At 56.6% G+C, this 20321-nt stretch carries 17 protein-coding genes; 14 read left to right on the forward strand and 3 right to left on the reverse strand.

Annotated features, from left to right (window positions below; all coding sequences use genetic code 11):
- Window positions 1-51: 51 nt before the first annotated feature.
- On the reverse strand, window positions 52-1917 hold the full coding sequence (locus tag R2940_05405; protein ID MEZ4599205.1) for an AMP-binding protein: 1866 nt from the start codon (window positions 1915-1917) through the stop codon (window positions 52-54).
- Window positions 1918-2202: 285 nt separating this feature from the next.
- Between R2940_05405 and lepA the strand changes: the two genes are divergently transcribed.
- From lepA to R2940_05475, 14 genes are all read left to right on the forward strand, one after another.
- The gene (lepA, locus tag R2940_05410) at window positions 2203-4005 is read left to right on the forward strand and encodes a translation elongation factor 4 (GenBank protein MEZ4599206.1); all 1803 of its coding nucleotides are present in this window, start codon (window positions 2203-2205) and stop codon (window positions 4003-4005) included.
- Window positions 4006-4008: 3 nt separating this feature from the next.
- Window positions 4009-4653 (forward strand): signal peptidase I, encoded by a 645-nt coding sequence (gene lepB, locus R2940_05415; GenBank protein ID MEZ4599207.1) that lies wholly within the window; start codon window positions 4009-4011, stop codon window positions 4651-4653.
- 266 nt (window positions 4654-4919) lie between these two features.
- Window positions 4920-5456 carry a bifunctional pyr operon transcriptional regulator/uracil phosphoribosyltransferase PyrR gene (pyrR, locus tag R2940_05420; protein ID MEZ4599208.1) on the forward strand — a complete coding sequence of 179 codons (537 nt, stop codon included), beginning with the start codon at window positions 4920-4922 and terminating at the stop codon, window positions 5454-5456.
- Window positions 5457-5567: 111 nt separating this feature from the next.
- Entirely contained in the window at window positions 5568-6500 is a 933-nt protein-coding gene (locus R2940_05425) for an aspartate carbamoyltransferase catalytic subunit (protein MEZ4599209.1), read from the forward strand.
- 65 nt (window positions 6501-6565) lie between these two features.
- Entirely contained in the window at window positions 6566-7843 is a 1278-nt protein-coding gene (locus R2940_05430; GenBank protein ID MEZ4599210.1) for a dihydroorotase, read from the forward strand.
- Between the two features lie 132 nt (window positions 7844-7975).
- Window positions 7976-9094, forward strand: a complete 1119-nt coding sequence (gene carA, locus R2940_05435; GenBank protein MEZ4599211.1) for a glutamine-hydrolyzing carbamoyl-phosphate synthase small subunit — start codon at window positions 7976-7978, stop codon at window positions 9092-9094.
- Between the two features lie 88 nt (window positions 9095-9182).
- Window positions 9183-12440: a carbamoyl-phosphate synthase large subunit gene (gene carB / locus R2940_05440; GenBank protein MEZ4599212.1), complete on the forward strand. Its 3258-nt coding sequence runs from the start codon at window positions 9183-9185 to the stop codon at window positions 12438-12440.
- Between the two features lie 94 nt (window positions 12441-12534).
- Entirely contained in the window at window positions 12535-13011 is a 477-nt protein-coding gene (greA, locus tag R2940_05445) for a transcription elongation factor GreA (GenBank protein ID MEZ4599213.1), read from the forward strand.
- 40 nt (window positions 13012-13051) lie between these two features.
- Entirely contained in the window at window positions 13052-13255 is a 204-nt protein-coding gene (locus R2940_05450; GenBank protein MEZ4599214.1) for a DUF1858 domain-containing protein, read from the forward strand.
- Between the two features lie 11 nt (window positions 13256-13266).
- Complete coding sequence (gene recG, locus R2940_05455; protein ID MEZ4599215.1) at window positions 13267-15417, forward strand: ATP-dependent DNA helicase RecG; 2151 nt, start codon at window positions 13267-13269, stop codon at window positions 15415-15417.
- Between the two features lie 438 nt (window positions 15418-15855).
- Complete coding sequence (locus R2940_05460; GenBank protein ID MEZ4599216.1) at window positions 15856-16179, forward strand: hypothetical protein; 324 nt, start codon at window positions 15856-15858, stop codon at window positions 16177-16179.
- Window positions 16176-16757 (forward strand): hypothetical protein, encoded by a 582-nt coding sequence (locus R2940_05465; GenBank protein MEZ4599217.1) that lies wholly within the window; start codon window positions 16176-16178, stop codon window positions 16755-16757. The genes R2940_05460 and R2940_05465 overlap by 4 nt, the downstream gene beginning before the upstream one ends.
- Window positions 16758-17056: 299 nt before the next feature.
- Window positions 17057-17272: a hypothetical protein gene (locus R2940_05470; GenBank protein ID MEZ4599218.1), complete on the forward strand. Its 216-nt coding sequence runs from the start codon at window positions 17057-17059 to the stop codon at window positions 17270-17272.
- 327 nt (window positions 17273-17599) lie between these two features.
- Window positions 17600-18124 (forward strand): PEP-CTERM sorting domain-containing protein, encoded by a 525-nt coding sequence (locus R2940_05475; protein ID MEZ4599219.1) that lies wholly within the window; start codon window positions 17600-17602, stop codon window positions 18122-18124.
- Window positions 18125-18263: 139 nt separating this feature from the next.
- Here R2940_05475 and modD read toward each other — a convergent pair whose 3' ends face one another.
- Window positions 18264-19115 (reverse strand): ModD protein, encoded by an 852-nt coding sequence (modD, locus tag R2940_05480; GenBank protein ID MEZ4599220.1) that lies wholly within the window; start codon window positions 19113-19115, stop codon window positions 18264-18266.
- Window positions 19116-19117: 2 nt separating this feature from the next.
- A complete protein-coding gene (locus R2940_05485; GenBank protein MEZ4599221.1) occupies window positions 19118-20320 on the reverse strand; it encodes a cation diffusion facilitator family transporter in 1203 nt (400 codons plus the stop codon).
- Between the last annotated feature and the right edge of the window lies 1 nt (window position 20321).

A 20321-nucleotide genomic window follows, 5' to 3' on the forward strand; every position in this document is an offset into this window, starting at 1 on the left:
CGTGCCTGCTTTGACGGCGGGCGTTCTGCCCCCTCGATGACCTGCGCATCTTCATTCGGTGGCTGAAATGTCCGCCTCGACCACAAATCGTTTGATTTTTCGGGTAGTCGTTTTCGGGAACTCGTCATCCCGCAAAGTGAAACGCTTCACCCGCTTGTAGTCCGCCAATCGCTGTCCGCCCGCCACGATCTCCCGACGAATCAGTTCCTTGAGGCCGGCCTCATTCAGGGGCGGAATCCCCTGTTCCCTCACATGCCGGTCAATGGCTTCATGGTCAGGATAGACCTGGGCATGCACCTCCTCCTCGCTGGCGTCCAACTTGTGGCCGTAGACCATGACCTCGGCGATAAAGGGGCTTTTCAACAGCTCGTTTTCCACCTCTTCAGGGTATATATTCTTGCCCGACGGGGTGACGATCAGGTTTTTAACCCGGCCGCAAATGGTCAAAAAGCCTTCCTCGTCCAATTTCCCGAGATCCCCCGTATGATACCAGCCGCCTCGGAGAACCTCCGCGGTTTCCTCAGGACGATTGTAGTACCCCTGCATGACGTTGGGACCACGAACCAGGATTTCCCCCACACCCTCCTCGTTTGGACTATCGATGCGGACCTCCACACCGGGGATGGGGCGACCGACGCTTCCGATTTTTTTTTCGTTCGGACATTCCACGGAAATGACGGGAGAGGTTTCGGTAATGCCGTATCCCTGGTAGATCGTGAAACCGAGTTTTTCCAGGCCGATCGCGATTTCAGGGTCGAGGGCAGCACCGCCGCTGATGAAGGTCACATTGCCGCCCAGATTCTTTTTGACCTTGGCGCTGACCAGCGGGCGGGTGATCGGATTGGCGAATAAAACCCTCGAAAGGGCCTTGTCGTTGATATTTTTCATGATGCGGTTCAGCAGCAGCCGGAAAACAGCCGGGACACCAAGGAAAATAGAGGGTTTTTCCTCAACGAGATTCTGGCCGATCTTCTTGATCGATTCGGCGATGGAAATCGTCCCGCCGAGAGACAGGGGGATCAGCATTCCGGCAACCTGTTCGAAGACATGGTTGATGGGCAGAAAGGAGAGGGTATGCATGGTGTGATCGACGTCCAGCCGTGGAATGGAATTCCTGATGTTGCTGATAATGTTGGCGTGGCTGAGCATGGCTCCCTTGGAGCGTCCGGTCGTGCCCGAGGTATAGAGAATGACGGCCGTATCCTCGCTGTTTCTGCCCGAGGGGCGGGGAGGGGTATCGGCGACGACAAATTCATCGAAGCTGCAAAGACCATGATCCTGGCAGAATTTTCGAAACCGCAGCGCCTCCTTGGCAAACAGGCCACGTTCCTGCACCTCGGCGGTTTCCGCTTGAGAATTTTGCCGCAAAAGTCCTTCCAGTTGACGGCCAAGGGCTTCCATGCGGGATCTTTCATCAGGAGGGATATGGAACTTCTCAGCCAGTTGCTGCCACTCGTCAACCATCAAGGCAATCGTCTCAGACAGCGTCTGCAGGGCGTTCAGGTCCGAGGAACCATCAAGGAGGACGATTTTTTTCAGATCCGGCAGTTCTCTGCCGATTTCGGCCACACCATCAAGGTAAGCTCTTTCGGTAAACAGGATGCAGCTGCCGCAATCTTCGAGAACATGACGGAGTTCACCGCTTTTCAATTCCTTGTCTACGGGCACGACGATACCGCCGGCGTGGAGGATGCCAAGATAGGAACTCATCCAGCGGGGGGAATTGGGACCGAGCAGCGCGACGCGATCACCGTGCCGCAGCCCCCAGGTCTGCAGACCTGCCGCGACCCTCTCGACGTCGCGCCACAAATCCCGGTACAGTGTTTCCCGCCACAGACCGGCGACTTTTTGCCGCACCGCGGCCTTGGCAGAAAACTTGCGACTGCTGTCGCTGATCAGTAGATCGATGGTACTCACGGGATTTGCTCCTCCTCGGGTTTATGGCATGTCAATCGTCTCTATCATACAGGCGGCATCGTAACCGGGCAACGAATCTGAGGCAATTAAAAACATGATCCGCCGAAGCAGGGCTGCAGCACAGGGCTTTTCCCTTTACAAGGGACTGGCCCTTTGTGTACCCTATAAAGTCTTTGCACGCCCGAGTCGTTTCTAAAGATTTCAGTCGAAACCGCCATTTAACGCCCTGCGGTGGAAACTCGCTGAAAGGATCGGGGTATTTTACCTTGAGGATATGCAACCTTTATGGATCAGAGCCTGATACGCAACTTCTCCATCATTGCCCATATAGATCATGGCAAATCGACCCTCGCCGATCGCCTGCTGGAGGCGACGGGAGCCCTCACGGAAAGGGAGAAAACCAACCAGTTCCTCGACAAGCTCGATCTGGAACGGGAAAGGGGCATTACCATCAAGGCCCAGGCCGTGCGTCTCAATTACCGGGCCCGGGACGGCCGAACCTACGTTCTCAATCTGATCGACACCCCCGGGCATGTCGATTTCACCTATGAAGTGAGCCGATCCCTGTCCGCCTGTGAAGGGGGGCTGCTGGTGGTCGATGCGTCCCAGGGGGTGGAGGCCCAGACTCTGGCCAACGTCTATCTGGCTATCGACCAGAACCTGGAAGTCTTTCCCGTACTGAATAAAATCGATCTCCCCGGAGCGGACCCCGCCCGGATCAAGGAGGAAATCGAGGAAATCATCGGCCTCGACGCCTCCGATGCGGTGGAGGCCAGCGCCAAGGAGGGGATCGGCATCGAGGAGATCCTCGAAGCGATCGTTCAGAAGATACCGCCTCCCAAAGGCGATGCCGAAGCGCCCCTGCAGGCGCTTATTTTTGACTCCTGGTACGATTCCTATCAGGGAGTCATCGTGCTGGTACGGATCAAGCAAGGGACCCTGCAGAAGGGGGACAAAATCAAACTGATGGCCAGCGGCAGGAGTTACGAAATCCTCAAGCTCGGCGTCTTTTCCCCCCATCCGGTGGAGATGACCTCCCTGGCCGCCGGCGAGGTCGGTTTTGTCATCGCCGGCATCAAGATCGTGCAGGACGCCAAGGTCGGGGATACCCTGACTCATTTTCATCGGCCGGCGAGCGCACCCCTGCCGGGTTTCAAGGAAGTCAAGCCGATGGTCTTCTCCGGGCTTTACCCCATCGACACCGGGGAGTATGATTCCCTGCGCGATGCCATGGAGAAGCTGCGCCTGAACGATTCCTCCTTTTCCTTCGAGCCGGAGAACTCTCTGGCCCTCGGCTTCGGATTCCGTTGCGGTTTTCTGGGGTTGTTGCACATGGAGATCATCCAGGAGCGTCTGGAAAGGGAGTTCAACGTCGATCTCATCACCACCGCGCCAACGGTACGCTACCAGGTCACAACGGTGCAGGGGGAGGAACTGGTGGTGGACAGTGCCAACAAGCTGCCGGATGTTCAGTACATCGACCAGATCCGTGAACCCTACATCCTGGGATCGATCCATGTGCCGAACGAATATGTTGGCGCGGTTCTGGCCCTGTGCGAAGAAAAACGGGGCGTTCAGCGGGAAATCAAGTATCTGACGGCCAACCGGGTCATGGTCGTTTACGAGCTTCCCCTGAGCGAAATCGTGCTTGATTTCTACGATCGCCTCAAGTCGATCAGCCGCGGCTACGCGTCCCTCGACTACGAATTCCTCGACTACCGCCCCAGCGATCTGGTGCGGTTGAACATCCTTGTCAACGGGGATCCGGTCGACGCCCTGTCCCTCATTGTCCATCGGGACAAGGCCCAGTTTCGCGGACGCGAACTGGTGGCCAAGATGAAGGAGTTCATTCCCAGACAGCAATATGAAGTGGCGATCCAGGCGGCCATCGGCAGCAAGGTGCTGGCCCGTGTCAACGTCAAGGCACTGCGCAAGGACGTCACCGCCAAGTGCTATGGCGGCGACATAACGCGCAAGCGGAAGCTTCTGGAAAAACAGAAGGAAGGTAAAAAACGGATGAAACAGGTCGGCAACATCGAATTGCCTCAGGAGGCTTTCCTGGCAATCCTTAAAGTGAAAGAGAAATGACACATGCTCTTCAAATCCAAAAACCGCAACAAACCCTGGTACCGGGAATACGGTGAAGCACTCCTCTTCGCCCTGATTCTGGCCCTGATCATCCGCACCTTTGTGGTTCAGGCCTTCAAGATTCCGTCCGGGTCGATGGAAGACACCCTGCTCGTCGGAGATCATCTGCTGGTCAACAAGTTTATCTACGGCATCCAGGTGCCGTTTGCCGATGACAAAATTCTCTCCCTGCGGGACCCGGAGAGAGGCGACATCATTGTCTTTGAATATCCCGAGGATCGGGAAAAGCCCTTTTTCCAGAGAAGGGATTTCATCAAGCGGGTGGTAGGTGTTCCCGGTGACGTGGTCCAGATAACCAACAAGCAGGTCTATCTGAACGGTCAGCTTTTCAATCTGGAACAGGCGGTTCACAAGGAGGATAATGTTTTTCCGGCGCATTTTTCGCCCCGGGACAACATGCCTCCCGTTCTGGTGCCGCCAGGTAAATATTTTGTCATGGGCGACAATCGGGACCGTTCCCACGACAGCCGGTTCTGGGGCTTTGTCGACGACGACGAAATCAAGGGTCTCGCGTTCATCAAATACTGGTCCTGGAACGGTGAAAACCATCGCCCGCGCTGGAGCCGGATCGGAAAACTGATCCATTAGCCCGCCAGATCGATTTGTGATTGACGGCACTTCGGGGTTTTGATAGAGTCCCCGAAACAGTTCGATTCAGAGAGATACAGGCATGCCTTTTAAGCTGATCCAGAGAGATCAGCAAGGGTGGCGATAATGTTGTTCGAAAATAAAGCGGTAATAAACAGGGTATCCTTTCGCATACGGCGAGGGTACCCTTTTTTGTGCCCTGAAAATCCCGCTAAAGGGGCAGAAGGGCGGACGAACATGAATGAACAGCCTGTCAGGGAGGCCGAATGACGACACGGGAAACCATCCTTCTGGACAATCAGGCAATCGCCCGGGCCTTGACCCGAATTGCCCATGAAATTCTTGAAAAGAACAAGGGAACAGAGGGCATGGTCCTGGTAGGGGTGCGCCGCGGTGGAGATCATCTGGCGCGCTGTCTGCAGAACCGGATCCGGGAAATTGAAGGGGTGGAGGTGCCGATGGGGTCCATTGACATCACCATGTACCGCGATGACCTCGGGTCGCGGGGAAAGCTCCCCGTCGGCAGGACCGAAATCCCCTTTTCCCTGGATGACCGGCATATCGTGCTGGTGGACGACGTACTGTTTACCGGGCGCACCATTCGGGCGGCTATGGACGCCCTGATCGATCTCGGCAGGCCGCGGTCCATCCAACTTGCGGTCCTGATCGACCGGGGCCACCGCGAACTGCCGATCAGGGCCGATTTTGTGGGCCGCAACGTGCCAACCTCGCGCAGTGAAAAGATTCTGGTTCAGTTCGGGGAACAGCAGGCGCCCGAGGAGGTGCGCCTGGTCAAACCCTGAACCGGCGTGTCAAATCGGTCCGTTTCCTGGTGGAACAGGGCCGTGACCCTTTTTCTTCAGCATCCATTCGGGCATGGGTGCACAAAAAGTCCGAACATCCGGAGGTCCGCCATGTCTTTCCGACATAAACACATTCTGGGTATCGAACCGATGTCCGCCGAAGACATCACCCAGATTCTCGATACCGCAGACAGCTTCAAGGAGATCAGCACACGGGAGATCAAAAAGGTGCCGACTCTGCGAGGGAAAACCATCATCAACATTTTTTTCGAAGCGAGTACCCGCACCCGCACCTCCTTTGAAATTGCCGGCAAACGCCTCTCTGCCGACACGGTCAACATCAGTGCGTCGACCTCCGCCGTGGTGAAGGGGGAAACCCTTGAGGATACCGCCCGAAACCTGGAGGCCATGCATCCCGACATCATTGTCATGCGGCACGGGCACTCCGGCGCTCCCCACTACCTGGCGGAGCGCTGCGGGTTCTCCGTGGTCAATGCCGGGGATGGCGCCCATGAGCATCCCAGCCAAGCCCTGCTCGACCTGATGACGATCCGGGAGAAAAAAGGGCGGATCGAAGGGCTGACGGTCGCCATTGTTGGCGACATTACCCACAGCCGGGTGGCCAGATCCAACCTGTACGCCCTGAAGAAAATGGGCGCCCAAGTGCGCCTGGCCGGTCCGGGAACCATGCTGCCGCCTGGAATCGAAAGACTCGGCGCCCAGACCTTCAATCGCATCGAGCCGGCCATTGAGGGCGCTGACGTGGTGATGATGCTGCGCATCCAGCAGGAGCGCCAGGGCAAGACCCTGCTCCCCTCGACCCGCGAGTACAGCCGGTTCTTCGGTCTGAACCGGGAGAAACTGAAACTGGCCGCGCAGGATGCGATCGTCATGCATCCCGGTCCCATGAACCGGGGCGTGGAGATCGCTTCGGATGTGGCCGACGGCTCTCAGAACGTCATTCTCGACCAGGTTGAAAACGGCGTGGCGGTACGGATGGCCCTGCTGTATCTCATTTCGGGCGGCGAGCATCCCGCCGAATAATCCGGCGGCTTGCGCTGCCGGAACGGTTTTTGCCGATAATCAAAACAGTCTTTACGGGGTGGACGATGAAAATACTAATCAAAAACGGCAGACTTCTGGACCCTGCCCATGGTGTCGATGACAAACTCGATCTGCTTGTTCAGGACGGAAAAATTGCCGGAATCGGCCAGGGAATTGAAGCGCCCGATGCTGAACTCGTGGAGGCTGCCGATTCCCTGGTCGTGCCCGGACTGATCGATATTCACGTTCATCTGCGGGAGCCGGGGCAGGAGTACAAGGAGGACATATACTCCGGGACCCGGGCCGCTGCGGCGGGAGGCTTCACCTCGGTAGCCTGCATGCCGAACACCTCGCCGGTGAATGACAACAAGGCGGTGACTCGGTTGATTCTGGAAAGAGCCGCCGAAGCGGGTTTTGCCAACGTCTATCCCGTTGGCACCATTACCCGCGGCCTGCAGGGGGAAACTCTGGCTGAAATGGGCGAGCTGCGGGAAGCCGGCTGCGTGGCCATTTCCGACGACGGCCGTCCCGTGGCCAGCGGCGAGATCATGCGCCGTGCCATGGAATATTCCCGATCCTTCGATCTGCCGGTCATCAGCCACGCCGAGGATCTCTCCATCGTCGCCGGCGGTGTCATGAACGAAGGGTTCGTGTCAACCGAACTGGGACTTAAGGGGATACCCTGGGTTGCCGAGGACGCCATGGTGGCCCGGGACGTCATGCTGGCCGAATTTACCGGGGCCCGTCTGCATGTCGCCCATGTCTCCACCCGGGGGGCGGTCGAAATCATTCGCGCGGCAAAAAAAAGGGGTGTAAAGGTGACGGGGGAAGCGACCCCTCATCATTTTACACTGACGGAGGAGGCCGTGCGGGGATACGACACCAACGCCAAGATGAATCCGCCCCTGCGAACGGCCGACGATGTCGCCGCCATCAGGGAAGGGCTGGCGGATGGCACTCTCGGGGTTATCGCCACCGATCATGCGCCCCACCATATCGACGAGAAGAATGTCGAGTTCAACATTGCCCTGAACGGCATTGTCGGGCTCGAATCTGCCCTGGCCCTGACTTTGCGTCTGGTCCAGGAGGGGGTCCTGACCTTGCCCCGGGCCATCTCCTGCCTGACCTGCGGACCGGCACGAGCCCTGAACATCCCTCGGGGTACCCTGGAAGTGGGCAGGGCGGCTGACATAACGGTGATCGATCCGGAGCATAAATGGACCTTCCGGGCTGCAGACATGGTCTCCAAAAGCCGCAACACCCCCTTCGACGGCTGGAAGTTTGCAGGGGCTGCAACCATGACGATCTGCGGCGGCCGGGTGGTTTACCGCCGGACGGTGTAAATTATAGGTGAGGAGTGAGGCGTGAGGGGTGAGGTGTAATTCTTCCGTCTAAAAAAGGGTCTTCCTTTTTTTTCTCCTCACTCCTAACCCCTCACTCTACCGTATTTTCAAGCACCAAGGAGCATTAACCTTATGAAAGCGATTCTGGCCCTTGCCGACGGCAGGGTTTTTTACGGCAAGGCCCTGGGTGCCCGGGGCGAAACCACCGGGGAGGTGGTTTTCAATACCAGCATGACCGGATACCAGGAAATTCTCACCGACCCCTCCTACTGCGGGGAAATCGTGACCATGACCTATCCGCAGATCGGCAACTACGGCATCAACCCCGAGGATGTGGAATCGGGCAAACCCCATCTTGCCGGTTTCGTGGTCAAGGAAGCCTGCGAATACCCCAGCAACTGGCGCTCCCGCAAGTCCCTGGGCGCCTATCTGGAAGAAAACGGCATTGTCGGCATCCAGGGGATCGACACCCGGGCCCTGGTGCGCCATATTCGTGACAATGGAGCACAGACCGGGATCATTTCCTCCATCGATCTCGATCCGGAAAGCCTGATCGCCAAGGCTCGCCGTGCTCCCTCCATCGTCGGGCGGGACCTGGTTCGGGAAGTGACCTGCAAAGAGCCTTACGAATGGCACGAAGGTCTCTGGGATCTTGAAAAGGGCTATGCTCAGGCCGACGGCCAGGAGCGTTTCAAGGTGGTTGCCTACGACTTCGGCATCAAGCGAAACATTCTGCGCAATCTGACCGCCTCGGGCTGCCAGGTTACGGTGGTTCCCGCCGATTTCCCTGCGGAAAAAGTGCTGGGAATGAAACCCGACGGTGTCTTCCTCAGTAACGGACCCGGCGACCCCGAACCGATCATCTATGCCCAGGAGAACATACGCCAGTTGCTGGGAAAAGTGCCTGTTTTCGGGATCTGTCTGGGGCATCAGCTCCTGGCTCTGGCTCTCGGCGGCCAGACCTACAAACTCAAGTTCGGTCACCGGGGCGGCAACCAGCCGGTCATGCGGGAAGAGAGCCGGCAGGTGGAAATCACCTCCCAGAATCACGGTTTTGCCGTCGCCGGCGACTCCCTCAAGGACGAGGCGGTGCTGACCCACATGAACCTCAACGACAACACCATCGAAGGTCTTGAGCATTGCCGGTTGCCGGCTTTTTCCGTCCAGTACCACCCGGAAGCTTCTCCCGGTCCGCACGACGCCCGGTATCTTTTCCAGCGTTTCATTGCGATGATGGAAAAAGAGCAGTAGGCAAGGTGACCGGTCAGCGAAACCGGATGGAACGCGAATCCGTTTTTCAGTCCGCCGCATCGGCGCTCATTATTACCAAGGAACCAGAATGCCAAAACGTACCGACATCGAGAAGATTCTGATCATCGGCGCCGGGCCGATCATTATCGGCCAGGCCTGCGAGTTCGACTATTCCGGAACCCAGGCCTGCAAGGCTCTGAAGGAGGAAGGGTACAAGGTCATCCTCCTCAATTCCAACCCGGCCACCATCATGACCGACCCGGGTTTTGCCGACCGCACCTACATCGAACCGGTTACCCCGGAGTCATTGGCGCGCATCATCGAGAAGGAACGCCCCGACGCTTTGCTGCCGACCCTGGGGGGCCAGACGGCCCTCAATACGGCGGTGGCCGTGGCCAAACAGGGGGTCCTCGACAAGTTCGGTGTGGAACTAATCGGCGCCAAATTGCCGGCTATCGAAAAAGCCGAAGATCGCACCCTGTTCAAGCAGGCCATGGAAAGGATCGGCGTGCCGGTGCCCCGGTCCGGTCTTGCCCATAACTATCAGGAGGCCATGGAAGTTATAGAACACGTGCGCTTCCCGGCCATTATACGGCCCTCCTTTACCCTCGGCGGAACGGGCGGCGGCATCGCCTACAACCTCGAGGAGTACGAGGCGATGGCCATGGCCGGCATCGAGGCTTCACCCAGCAACGAGATCCTGGTGGAAGAATCGGTGATCGGCTGGAAGGAGTTCGAGCTCGAGGTCATGCGCGACATGGCCGACAACGTGGTCATCATCTGCTCCATCGAAAATTTCGATGCCATGGGGGTGCATACCGGCGATTCCATCACCGTCGCGCCCGCCCAGACGCTGACCGACAAGGAATATCAGATCCTGCGGGATGCCTCGATCCGGATCATTCGGGAAATCGGCGTCGATACGGGCGGATCGAATATCCAGTTCGGAGTCAACCCCCGGGATGGCCGGCTGGTGGTCATCGAAATGAATCCCCGCGTCTCACGGTCCTCGGCCCTGGCGTCCAAAGCGACAGGTTTCCCCATCGCCAAGATCGCGGCCAAACTCTCGGTAGGGTACACCCTGGACGAGATCCCCAACGATATCACCCGGGAAACCTTCGCCTCTTTTGAACCGACCATCGACTACGTCGTCACCAAAATACCTCGCTTTACTTTCGAAAAGTTCCCCCAGGCCAACAGTGTTCTGACTACCCAGATGAAATCGGTGGGCGAGGTGATGTCCATTGGACGGACCTTCAAGGAGAGCTTCCAGAAAGCGCTGCGCTCCCTGGAAATCGGTTCCCACGGTTTTGAAAGCCGGTTGTTCCGCTCTCCCGCCGAGCATAATCGCTCCCTTACCGAAGAGGAAAAGAACCTGCTCCGGGAAAAGCTCCAGGTGCCCAACTGGGAAAGGCCCTGGTACCTCGCGGATGCCTTGCGGTCCGGGATGACGGTTGAAGAGATTTACGAGCTGACCGGAATCGACCCCTGGTTTCTGGGCAACTTCAACGATATCGTGCGAATGGAAAACGATCTGGCGGCCGAAAAACCGATCCCCGGAGCCGATGAGGCGCAACTCGCCCTGCAGCTGCGGTCAGCCAAGGAGTACGGTTTTTCCGACCGTCGGCTGGCCTTTCTGTGGGACATGAAGGAGGACGAGGTCCGTAGCCTGCGTCATCGCCTCGGCATCCGGCCGGTATTCAAGAGGGTCGACACCTGCGGGGCGGAATTCGTTGCCTATACCCCGTATCTCTATTCAACTTATGAAACAGAGTGTGAAAGCCAGCCGACGGACAAGCGCAAGATCATGATTCTCGGCGGAGGCCCCAACCGCATCGGCCAGGGCATCGAGTTCGACTACTGCTGCGTGCACGGAGTGCTGGCCCTGGCCGAAGACGGATTCGAGACCATTATGGTCAACTGCAATCCGGAGACCGTTTCCACCGACTACGACACCTCAGATCGTCTCTATTTCGAGCCGCTGACCCTGGAGGATGTTCTGGAAATCGTGGCCCTGGAAAAACCGGAAGGGGTGATCGTGCAGTTCGGCGGCCAGACCCCGCTGAAACTTGCCGTGCCTTTGGAAAAGGCGGGCGTCCCGATCATCGGTACGTCTCCCGACGCCATCGACCGGGCCGAGGACCGGGAACGTTTTCAGGCCCTGCTGATCAAGCTCGGTCTGCGGCAGCCGGCCAACGGTCTGGCCCGCTCCTTTGAAGAAGCCGAAATCGTCGCCGGAAAAATCGGCTACCCGGTGGTGGTGCGCCCGTCCTATGTGCTGGGAGGCCGTGCCATGGAGATCGTCTACCAGGTTGAGCAGCTCAGGAACTACATGACCCATGCGGTGCAGGCTTCCCCGGATCATCCCATTCTGGTTGACAAGTTTCTCGAGCAGGCTATCGAGGTGGATGTGGATGCCCTCTGTGATGGCCAGGATGTGGTGATCGGCGGCATCATGCAGCATATCGAAGAAGCCGGCATTCACAGCGGCGATTCGGCCTGCGTTCTGCCGCCTTACTCCCTGCCGACCGAGGTTGTGGACGAGATCCGACGGCAGACCATCGCCCTGGCCCTTGAGCTCAACGTCGTCGGACTGATGAATATTCAGTTTGCCGTCAAGGACCGGGACATCTACCTGCTAGAAGTCAACCCCCGCGCCAGTCGCACGGTCCCCTTCGTCTCCAAGGCCACCGGCCGCCCGCTGGCCAAAATCGCCGCCCGCCTGATGGCCGGGAAAAAACTGGCCGAAATCGGCATTTCCGGTGAAATCATTCCCGAATACATGTCGGTCAAGGAAGCGGTTTTCCCCTTCGTCAAATTCCCGGGGGTCGACACTCTGCTCGGTCCCGAGATGAAATCGACCGGGGAAGTGATGGGGTTGGACCGGGAATTCGGAAAAGCCTTCGCCAAATCTCAACTCGGTGCCGGGGTCAAGCTGCCCACGTCCGGCAAGGTGTTTATCAGTGTCAAGGATGCCGACAAACCGCTGATCGTGGAGGGGATGAGAAAACTCATCCGGGCAGGCTTCAAGCTCGTGGCTACTCGCGGCACCGCTGATTATCTGCAAGGGCAGGGGATCGAGGTCGAGCCGATCAATAAGGTGAAGGAAGGCCGACCTCATTGCGTCGATGCCATCAAGAGCTTCGAATTCGGCATGGTTTTCAATACCACCTTCGGCGCCGCCTCGGTGGCCGATTCCTTCACCATCCGCCGATCGGCCCTGGTTCACAATGTGGCTTACTATACGACCGTCGCCGGAATCCTCGCCGCCATCGACGCCGTATTGGCCCTGCAGCGAGAAACACTTGACGTCACGCCGCTTCAAGAGTATTATTCCACCGATTAAGAACCGGTCATCTCAGATCGATTCACATATCACGAGCCAATCGGGCGGGTTATCCCGCCCGATGATTTTTAAGTGCAGAGGACGGAATAGGAACATGTCACGCTCCATACCTATGACTCAGGAAGGCTACCGCAGTCTTCAGGAAGAACTGAAAAGACTGGTCCGGGTCGAACGCCCCAAGGTCGTACAGGATATTGCCGAGGCTCGGGGCCATGGCGATCTTTCGGAAAACGCCGAGTACGACGCGGCCAAAAACCGCCAGGGCTTCATCGAGGGCCGGATCAAGGAACTTAACGACAAGATTGCCCGGGCTGAGGTCATTAATCCTGCTGAACTCAATGCCGATAAGGTGGTTTTTGGGGCCACCGTCACTCTTTTCGACGTCGATTCCGAAAGTGAAGTCTGCTACCAGATTGTCGGGGAAGACGAAGCCGACCTGAAAAAGGGAAAGATCTCCGTCACCTCGCCGGTCGGCCGGGCACTCATCGGCCACCGTCTGGAGGATGAAGTCAGGATCAAGGTTCCTTCCGGCCTGCGTGTTTACGAAATCGTCAATATCAAGTACGAATGAACGGTGAATTATCTACCTAAAAGAGTAAAAAGGGGATTTTATGAGTGACAAAATCACCAAGGACATGACCTTCAAGGATGTTCTGCAGATGGGCCCGGAAGTGGTCCAGGTATTCATGAAGTACAAGATGGGTTGTATAGGATGCGCCGCAGCCAAGTTTGAAAGCGTGGAACAGGGCGCCAAGGCCCATGGCATCGATGTTGAAGCCCTGCTTCGCGATCTCAACGCTGCCGTCGCCAAATAAATCAAGGGCTGATGACCCTAACCCCGCCTTCCGCAAAATCCCGCCAAATTCTGACGACCCCCCTCGACCAGGTCCGGGGGGTCGGTCCGCGTATCGCCGAAAAACTGGCAAAAATGGGGCTCTCCGACGTGGAGAGCGCCCTCTATACTCTGCCGAACAGGTATGAAGACCGTCGTCAATTCAGTAAGATAGCCCATATTCGTGAGAATCGACTCGAAGTTTTTACCGGTGAGATCCTCGCCGTCGGGGAATCCGTCACGGCACGGGGCAAAAAGTTGTACGAAGTTCTTGTCGGTGACGGTTCGGGGCATATCTCTCTGAAATGGTTTCACTATCGGCAAAGCTTGATGCAGAAAAAATTTTCCATCGGCCGCTGGGGAGTATTTATCGGTGAGGTCCGTCGATTCGGTTCCATTCGAGAAATCCACCATCCCGACGTGGAATTCCTCGAAGGGAAATTCTCCCCGGGTGATCTGCCTTCCCTGGATCCTTTGACTTATGGCTGCATCCTTCCGGTATATCCTTTGACCGAAGGGCTGCATCAGAAAAACGCCCGCAAAATATGGAGGGAGATAGTCGACCGCTATGCCCACTCCGTCCAAACCCTTCTTCCCGAAGAGGTCCTCGTTCGCCACAACCTTTTACCTCTTGGACAGGCTCTGGCCGAAAGTCACTGGCCGGCGAGGGACGCCTCATTAAAAGAATTGGAAGAGGGGAGGGACGCGGCACGCCGTACCCTGGTTTTCGACGAATTCTTCTTCCTCGAGCTCGGCCTGGCCCTGAAGCGCCAGGGAGAAATTTTCCAGGAAGGGTTCGCTTTCCAGGTCAGTCATCGCTACACGCGGCCTCTGGCCAAGATGTTGCCCTACAGCCTCACGGAAGCCCAAAAAAGGGTATTGGGCGAGATCAAGCGGGACATGATGGCGCCGCGCCCTATGAACCGGCTGCTGCAAGGGGATGTGGGCAGCGGCAAAACCGTAGTCGCCCTGATGGCGTCCCTGATCGCGATCGAAAACAACACCCAGGTGGCCGTCGTGGCTCCTACGGAAATCCTCGCCGAGCAGCATTTCCTTCAGTTTCATTCTTGGTTGGAGAAGCTGGGTCTCTCGGTGGTCCTCCTGTCCGGTTCCACACCTGCAGCGGAGAAAAGGTCGTTGCTGGCCAGAATCGCTGCCGGAAAAGTACATTTGGTGGTGGGCACCCACGCTGTCCTTCAGGAGGGGGTCGAATTTCAGAATCTCGGGTTGGGCGTCATCGACGAACAGCATCGTTTCGGGGTCCGCCAAAGGGGTGTTTTGCGCAAAAAGGGGTGTCATCCGGATATCCTTGTAATGACGGCAACCCCGATACCCCGCAGTCTGGCGCTCACCGTATACGGCGATCTTTCACTGTCGGTCATCGATCAGCTACCTCCAGGCCGCAAACCGGTCAAAACCCGTATTGTCGCGCATAACAACAGGCAGCAAGCCTACGAAGTCATTCGCCGGGAAATTACGGGCGGCAGACAGGCCTACATCGTCTATCCATTGGTCGAGGAATCGGAAAAATCGGACCTGCTTGCAGCAACCGAAGGCGCCGAGCAGCTTCGTCAAGCGGTTTTCCCCGGGGTAACCGTCGGACTGCTGCACGGCCGCATGAAGGCCGAGGAAAAGGAAGCGGTGATGCGGGACTTCAAGGAGAAACGGATTCAGATCCTTGTCTCCACAACCGTCATTGAGGTGGGCATCGATGTTCCCAATGCCACCGTCATGATGGTGGAGCATGCCGAACGCTTCGGTCTGGCGCAATTGCACCAGCTGCGCGGCCGGGTTGGCCGGGGCTCCGCAGAGGGAGCCTGTCTGCTGATACGCTCCGAACGTTGCAGTGAGGACGGACGGAGAAGGCTTGAGGTCATGGCAGAAACCAACGACGGATTCCGTATCGCCGAAGCCGATCTCGAGATCCGGGGTCCCGGAGAATTCCTCGGCACCAGGCAATCCGGAATCCCCGATTTCCGCGTGGCCAATCTGCTGCGCGACGGCCGCATCCTGGAAGAAGCCCGTCAGGAAGCATTCCGTCTGGTCGAACAACCCGACTTTCTGACCAACCCTCAATACGAAGACCTGCGCCAGGAACTCAAGGCCCGGTGGGGGAGCCGTCTGGAATTGGCCAGCCTCGGATAAGGGCATCTCGTTAGCAGCATACTAAAGTTTACATAATATATCTTATCCGACGTTGAATCGCTCGGCTGAATGGGGCAAGGCGGTACCGGCCGACCGCCAGACCTGGGGAGAGGTTGCAGGACGTTCTACCCGCCAGCACCGGGAGTCCTCCCTCTCTTCCATGTCGTATTTCCTTGATCGGCTGTCCGATCTGTGCGAGGATGGGACACCTTTCATTTGCCGTTCCGGCAATCATTTCTCCCGCTCTACAAGTCAATTTTTCCTGCCCGGCCCGAAGCCGGGAGAGCCCCGGACTGGTAACACCGGGGCGCTTATTTCACTTTCAATCCCTTGCTGTCTAATCTGCTGGAAAAACTGGGGTTTTCCTCTTGACACAGTTTTGCATTTGTCGGACACTGTCGGACGTTGTCGGACAATGTCTTGCAAAAGGGGGATGTGATGAGCAGAAAAAGGGATCGGCAAACGGCCAGAAACAAGGCTCAGGTTCAGAAACAACGACAACGGGGCAAGGGGGATTCCCCTGCCCCCCTGTCGGCTGCGGCTGCGGCGGGGCCGCTGGGGAGCGGGCAGCCGGCCGGCAGCCGGCAGCTTCCTTTGAACAACCTTGATCGGAAAATTACCGTGCGCCTCGATGCTGACCGTTATCGGCAGCTGGACGAATATGCCCGGCGCGAAGGGTTTACCGTTTCGGTGATCGTGCGGCATCTTCTCTGCCGGTTCTTGGAAGATCTGCGGCGCAATCCTGGAGGGCGCGGGCTGTGAGCGGAAACGATTGTCCATCATTGATCCCTTTCGAACGGCTGGAATCGCAGGGCGGGACGCAGGCTACGGCCTGCCCTTCTTCTGCGTTGTCCTCCGTCGATGTGGGGCGGTTGGTGGGTGATCTTTCTCGGACCTTCAACCCGCTGGCCCGGGAGTTCGAGTTGGATACTTACGTTCGGCCTCTTCCGGGGGACATGGTTCATCTTTCCGTGGTGCTCCCTCAGGGGATGACTCGTGCATTCGTCGCGCTTCTGGAATCGCTCGTTGGGTTCGTGCGGTTCGTGGATCGGAAAGTGTCGATCGCTGAGGCTGAGGCCCGCGCGGTGGTGCCCGATGAGATAGAGAAAGCTCGCGAACACCGGGAGGAATTCCAAGTTGAGGTTTGCAGGCTCTTCGATGGGTTCATTCAAGGCGGACTGGAGGAAAAAGAGGCTCTCAGGCGGACAAATCAGGCGATGAAGGAACAAAAGCATCCCTGGGCGGTGCTTGACCTTGTCCGGATTACGTTGCGCGATGCTGGAAGGCTGGGGAAACGCAGAAAAGCCAGGCGGACCACCTTACCTATCAGCCGCAGTTAATGACACTTTGCGAATACGAAAAGCAAGTTTTCTGGGGGCCGCGCGGGCGGCCGACATGGGGACCCCTCGGCTTCCCCTCAGCCCCAAACCGGCTTTGCCGGGCGGGCTGAGGGGGTGCCGAGAGGGGAATGGAGGGAACCCCCAGGACGGTTGACAGATGGCGGACAAATAACCCAAGATGTCAGACGGTGCCCGTCGGCTCCTGGGGATTGGGGAGGATATGGCTACTAACATGCTGAATTTACGTAACTTTATATCTTATCCGACGTTGAGTCTCACACTCGGCAAGGGGGCCTGTCATGACCCCCGGCCAACGTCGCACCGCTCAAGCTTCCTCCCGCCTCGATAAACTCCGCTTCTACGTTGACTGCCTGAGCAACGTCGAACGCTCCAGGCTCGCCGCCCGTTACCTTCGCAAAGTTCCCGCCCGTGATCGCCGCTATCTGCTGCGCAAGCTCTCCATCGCTGAGCTGGCCCTCTGTGAAGTCTTCTCCAGGGAGACTTACGGGTGGTGAGTTTTGCCTTTTCTGAAAAAATTTATTGTACATACAATTTGTCGCTATTTTTTACACAATACTTTGCGACAATTCGATGCCTAATCAGGCGGATTATGATAAATCACTGGAATGAATTATCTTTTACCTTTTTGTGCGTTTTGCTTCGATGTCGAAAAACTTTCACTTGCTTGTTAATAATTTGCTTCAAGTTCGTAACTATTTGATATAATAAGAAAAAAATCTGTGGCATAGCGTTTGCCTAAAGATAGAGTAAGCATCAAAAACTCAACGACCACGGATTCAAATACCATTGGTGGCGCATTCCAAAGAGAGGCCGGTACATTTATGAAAAATCTCCTGCTAAGCTCCCTGTTGTTGCTGATTTTTTCCACGCCTGGATTATGTATAATGGTGGGCACTACTGATGTGGGTGGTCTCGACCCATTTTTAGCATCCAATTCAGGCACAGGTAATTTGGGCCAACAAACGAGCTGGGTAAACGAGGTGCTGGCTCAATTCGGTCAAACGGCGACATATCAGGTTAGGGATGAAAACGTTCCCTACTTCAGCACAGATGTAGCAGGCGTTTATGCCTTTGAGATAAATGCTCCCTACTCAGAATATTTTTTGATCAAGAATGCTACTTATTGGGGTCTGTTTGGAAATATAGACAGTATGGCTTGGGGCGTTTTTGATACATCCTTGCTGCCTTCTGAGATGAATATACCCGATTACGAGGATGGATTTGTGATCAGCCATGTAACTCGTTTTAATGAGGTCGCTCCGGTTCCTGAACCCGGAACTCTCCTTCTGCTAGGTTCCGGTCTGGGGGGCCTTGTCCTTCATTCACGCAGGCGCAGAAAAAAATAATAATGCGGAGCTCTAGGGTCCGATAAATTTCGATAATGTTGACAATGCGAGTCCTGAATCCTATGGGTAGGACTCGTATTTTTTTACTTACGATCGTATTTGAGGATTGTTTCTGAAACCTCAGGCCCGATAGCAGTCGTTACAAGATCGGCACAATCCTCGCCCCGATATCGCTGGCCCTGCCGGAAAAGACCGAGGAAAGAACCAGAATATGGGCGCCTGTCGCTGCATATTCCGCTGCGTTTTTTTCCGTAATGCCGCCTGCGGCGGCGATCTTGGTGGCGGGGTTCAGGCTTCGGACTTTTTCCAACAATGCTTTCAGCTCCGGACACGACATTTTATCGACCTGGATGATGTCCACTCCGGCTTCTGCAGCCTGCAGGGCCTCCTTTTCGTTTTCGACCTCAAGAGTGATTTTTTTGCCGGGGATTCTTTCCCTGAATTGATCCAGGTGGGCCCAGAACGCTTGCTGATCGTCGAAAAAGGCCCCGTGGTGTTTGAAGACCAGGACCGATTCGGACAGGCCTAGTCGGTGGGGATGACCGCCGCCGCACTGAACGGCCTTGATGGTCAGCTTTTTGCCGCCCGGAAAGGATTTGCGGGACGTTTCGACGGAGATGGCAGGGTTGACCTCTTTGGCGAGGTCGACAATTTTCCTGGTTCGGGAGGCGATCCCCGAGATATGTTCCAGAAGGCTCAGGCAAACCCTCCAGCCGGCGTGCAGGGCTGCGGCCTCTCCTTGAACCTCGAGGAAATCCGCTCCGGGGGAAAGATAATCCCCGCTCGGCAGCAGTTTTTTTACCTCGGCACCGAGTTTCCGGAAAATTCGTCCCGCCTCCTCGGTACCGCAGATCACCGTCGGTTCCCGGGTGGAAAAAACGATTTTTCCCTGCCTGTTCCCGATACCGAGCACATTCGTTGTCAGATCCCCATAGGGGACATCCTCCTCGATCAGACGATCGAGCAGTTCATCAGCAATAAATACCGGCATTTTCAAGCCTCCTTTTTTAATTCCCTTTGGGGGATTATACCCGCCAGGGCTTTATCAGCATCAAATTCCTTCGTGATCAGAATTTCCACATCGGCATTTCCGAGAGCGAACCCCGCTCCTTTTCCCGCCAGATCCTTGCGCAGAATCAGAACGTCAAGGCCCTCTTGCAACAGCCAGTTGGCGACCTTGATGCCTTTGGCTTTTTCTTCCTGAACATGATCGTTGGTGAGAATGGAATCGGATGTGATGACCCCGTCGCTCGTTCTCTGATTGAGAACACGAAAAAAGGGAGCTTCGCCAAAGTGGTCGGAAATGGTTTGGCGGTCCTCGCATAGGGGAATGCTCAACATGAGATGGTCTTTCTTCTGCGGTTCGTAATGGATCTGAACATGATCCACATTTTCGAGTTCGCACTTGATCCGCTGTTTGATCTCCTCGGCGACCGAATGGCCTTTTTTCAGTTCCCTGACCCGAAGGACCAGGTCCAATTCGACGAATTTATACCGTCCGGCGTTTCTGGCCCGAATCTCGTTGGTTTTCACGACGCGCGGATCGGCTTTCACGATGTCCCGGATGCGGTTCATGCTTTCGTAATCGAGGGATGCATCCAGCAAGACCCTCACCGCATCGAGAAAGATATGGATGGCGGCCTTGGCGATGAACACCACGACGATCAGGGCGGCGTAACGATCGAGGACGAGTCCGAAGGCGCTACCCAGCAAGGAGATCAGGATGACCACCGAAGAAAGCATGTCGGCCCAGACATGGCGCGCATCGGCAATTAGGCTGGGGGAGCCGGTTTCCAGTCCCTTCTTCAGTTCGTAGCGGGAAAACAGCCAGGTAATCAGGATGGAAAGACCGATCCCGCCGGCCGCCAGGGGAATGTTCGACAGAAGTATACCGGATTCACGGGTAAAAACCTCCTCGACGATTTCATAACCGGCCACGAAAATCAGCAAAGCCGTCCCCAACGCGACCAGATTCTCGATCTTGTAGAGACCATAGGGAAAGTTTCGGCTGCGGCGCTTGGAAATCTTGATGCCGACGAGGACGATGACGGCCGAGATGACGTCCGTCAGGGAGTGAATGGCATCGGCTTTGATCGCCAGACTTCCGGAAAAAATGGCCAGAGCCGATTTGATCGCGACCAGGGAAGCGTTGGTCAGGATAGAAAAAAAGGCTGTTCTTTCAGAGGTTTCCATCATT

Source organism: Syntrophotaleaceae bacterium (genome assembly GCA_041390365.1).
Classification (GTDB): domain Bacteria; phylum Desulfobacterota; class Desulfuromonadia; order Desulfuromonadales; family Syntrophotaleaceae; genus JAWKQB01.

Excerpts from the sequence above, each read along its gene's own strand:
- lepA (MEZ4599206.1), top strand. The coding sequence starts at position 2,203 with ATGGATCAGAGCCTGATACGCAACTTCTCCATCATTGCCCATATAGAT.
- lepB (MEZ4599207.1), top strand. The coding sequence starts at position 4,009 with ATGCTCTTCAAATCCAAAAACCGCAACAAACCCTGGTACCGGGAATAC.
- pyrR (MEZ4599208.1), top strand. The coding sequence starts at position 4,920 with ATGACGACACGGGAAACCATCCTTCTGGACAATCAGGCAATCGCCCGG.
- R2940_05425 (MEZ4599209.1), top strand. The coding sequence starts at position 5,568 with ATGTCTTTCCGACATAAACACATTCTGGGTATCGAACCGATGTCCGCC.
- R2940_05430 (MEZ4599210.1), top strand. The coding sequence starts at position 6,566 with ATGAAAATACTAATCAAAAACGGCAGACTTCTGGACCCTGCCCATGGT.
- carA (MEZ4599211.1), top strand. The coding sequence starts at position 7,976 with ATGAAAGCGATTCTGGCCCTTGCCGACGGCAGGGTTTTTTACGGCAAG.
- carB (MEZ4599212.1), top strand. The coding sequence starts at position 9,183 with ATGCCAAAACGTACCGACATCGAGAAGATTCTGATCATCGGCGCCGGG.
- greA (MEZ4599213.1), top strand. The coding sequence starts at position 12,535 with ATGTCACGCTCCATACCTATGACTCAGGAAGGCTACCGCAGTCTTCAG.
- R2940_05450 (MEZ4599214.1), top strand. The coding sequence starts at position 13,052 with ATGAGTGACAAAATCACCAAGGACATGACCTTCAAGGATGTTCTGCAG.
- recG (MEZ4599215.1), top strand. The coding sequence starts at position 13,267 with ATGACCCTAACCCCGCCTTCCGCAAAATCCCGCCAAATTCTGACGACC.
- R2940_05460 (MEZ4599216.1), top strand. The coding sequence starts at position 15,856 with ATGAGCAGAAAAAGGGATCGGCAAACGGCCAGAAACAAGGCTCAGGTT.
- R2940_05470 (MEZ4599218.1), top strand. The coding sequence starts at position 17,057 with ATGACCCCCGGCCAACGTCGCACCGCTCAAGCTTCCTCCCGCCTCGAT.
- R2940_05475 (MEZ4599219.1), top strand. The coding sequence starts at position 17,600 with ATGAAAAATCTCCTGCTAAGCTCCCTGTTGTTGCTGATTTTTTCCACG.
- modD (MEZ4599220.1), bottom strand. The coding sequence starts at position 19,115 with ATGCCGGTATTTATTGCTGATGAACTGCTCGATCGTCTGATCGAGGAG.
- R2940_05485 (MEZ4599221.1), bottom strand. The coding sequence starts at position 20,320 with ATGATGGAAACCTCTGAAAGAACAGCCTTTTTTTCTATCCTGACCAAC.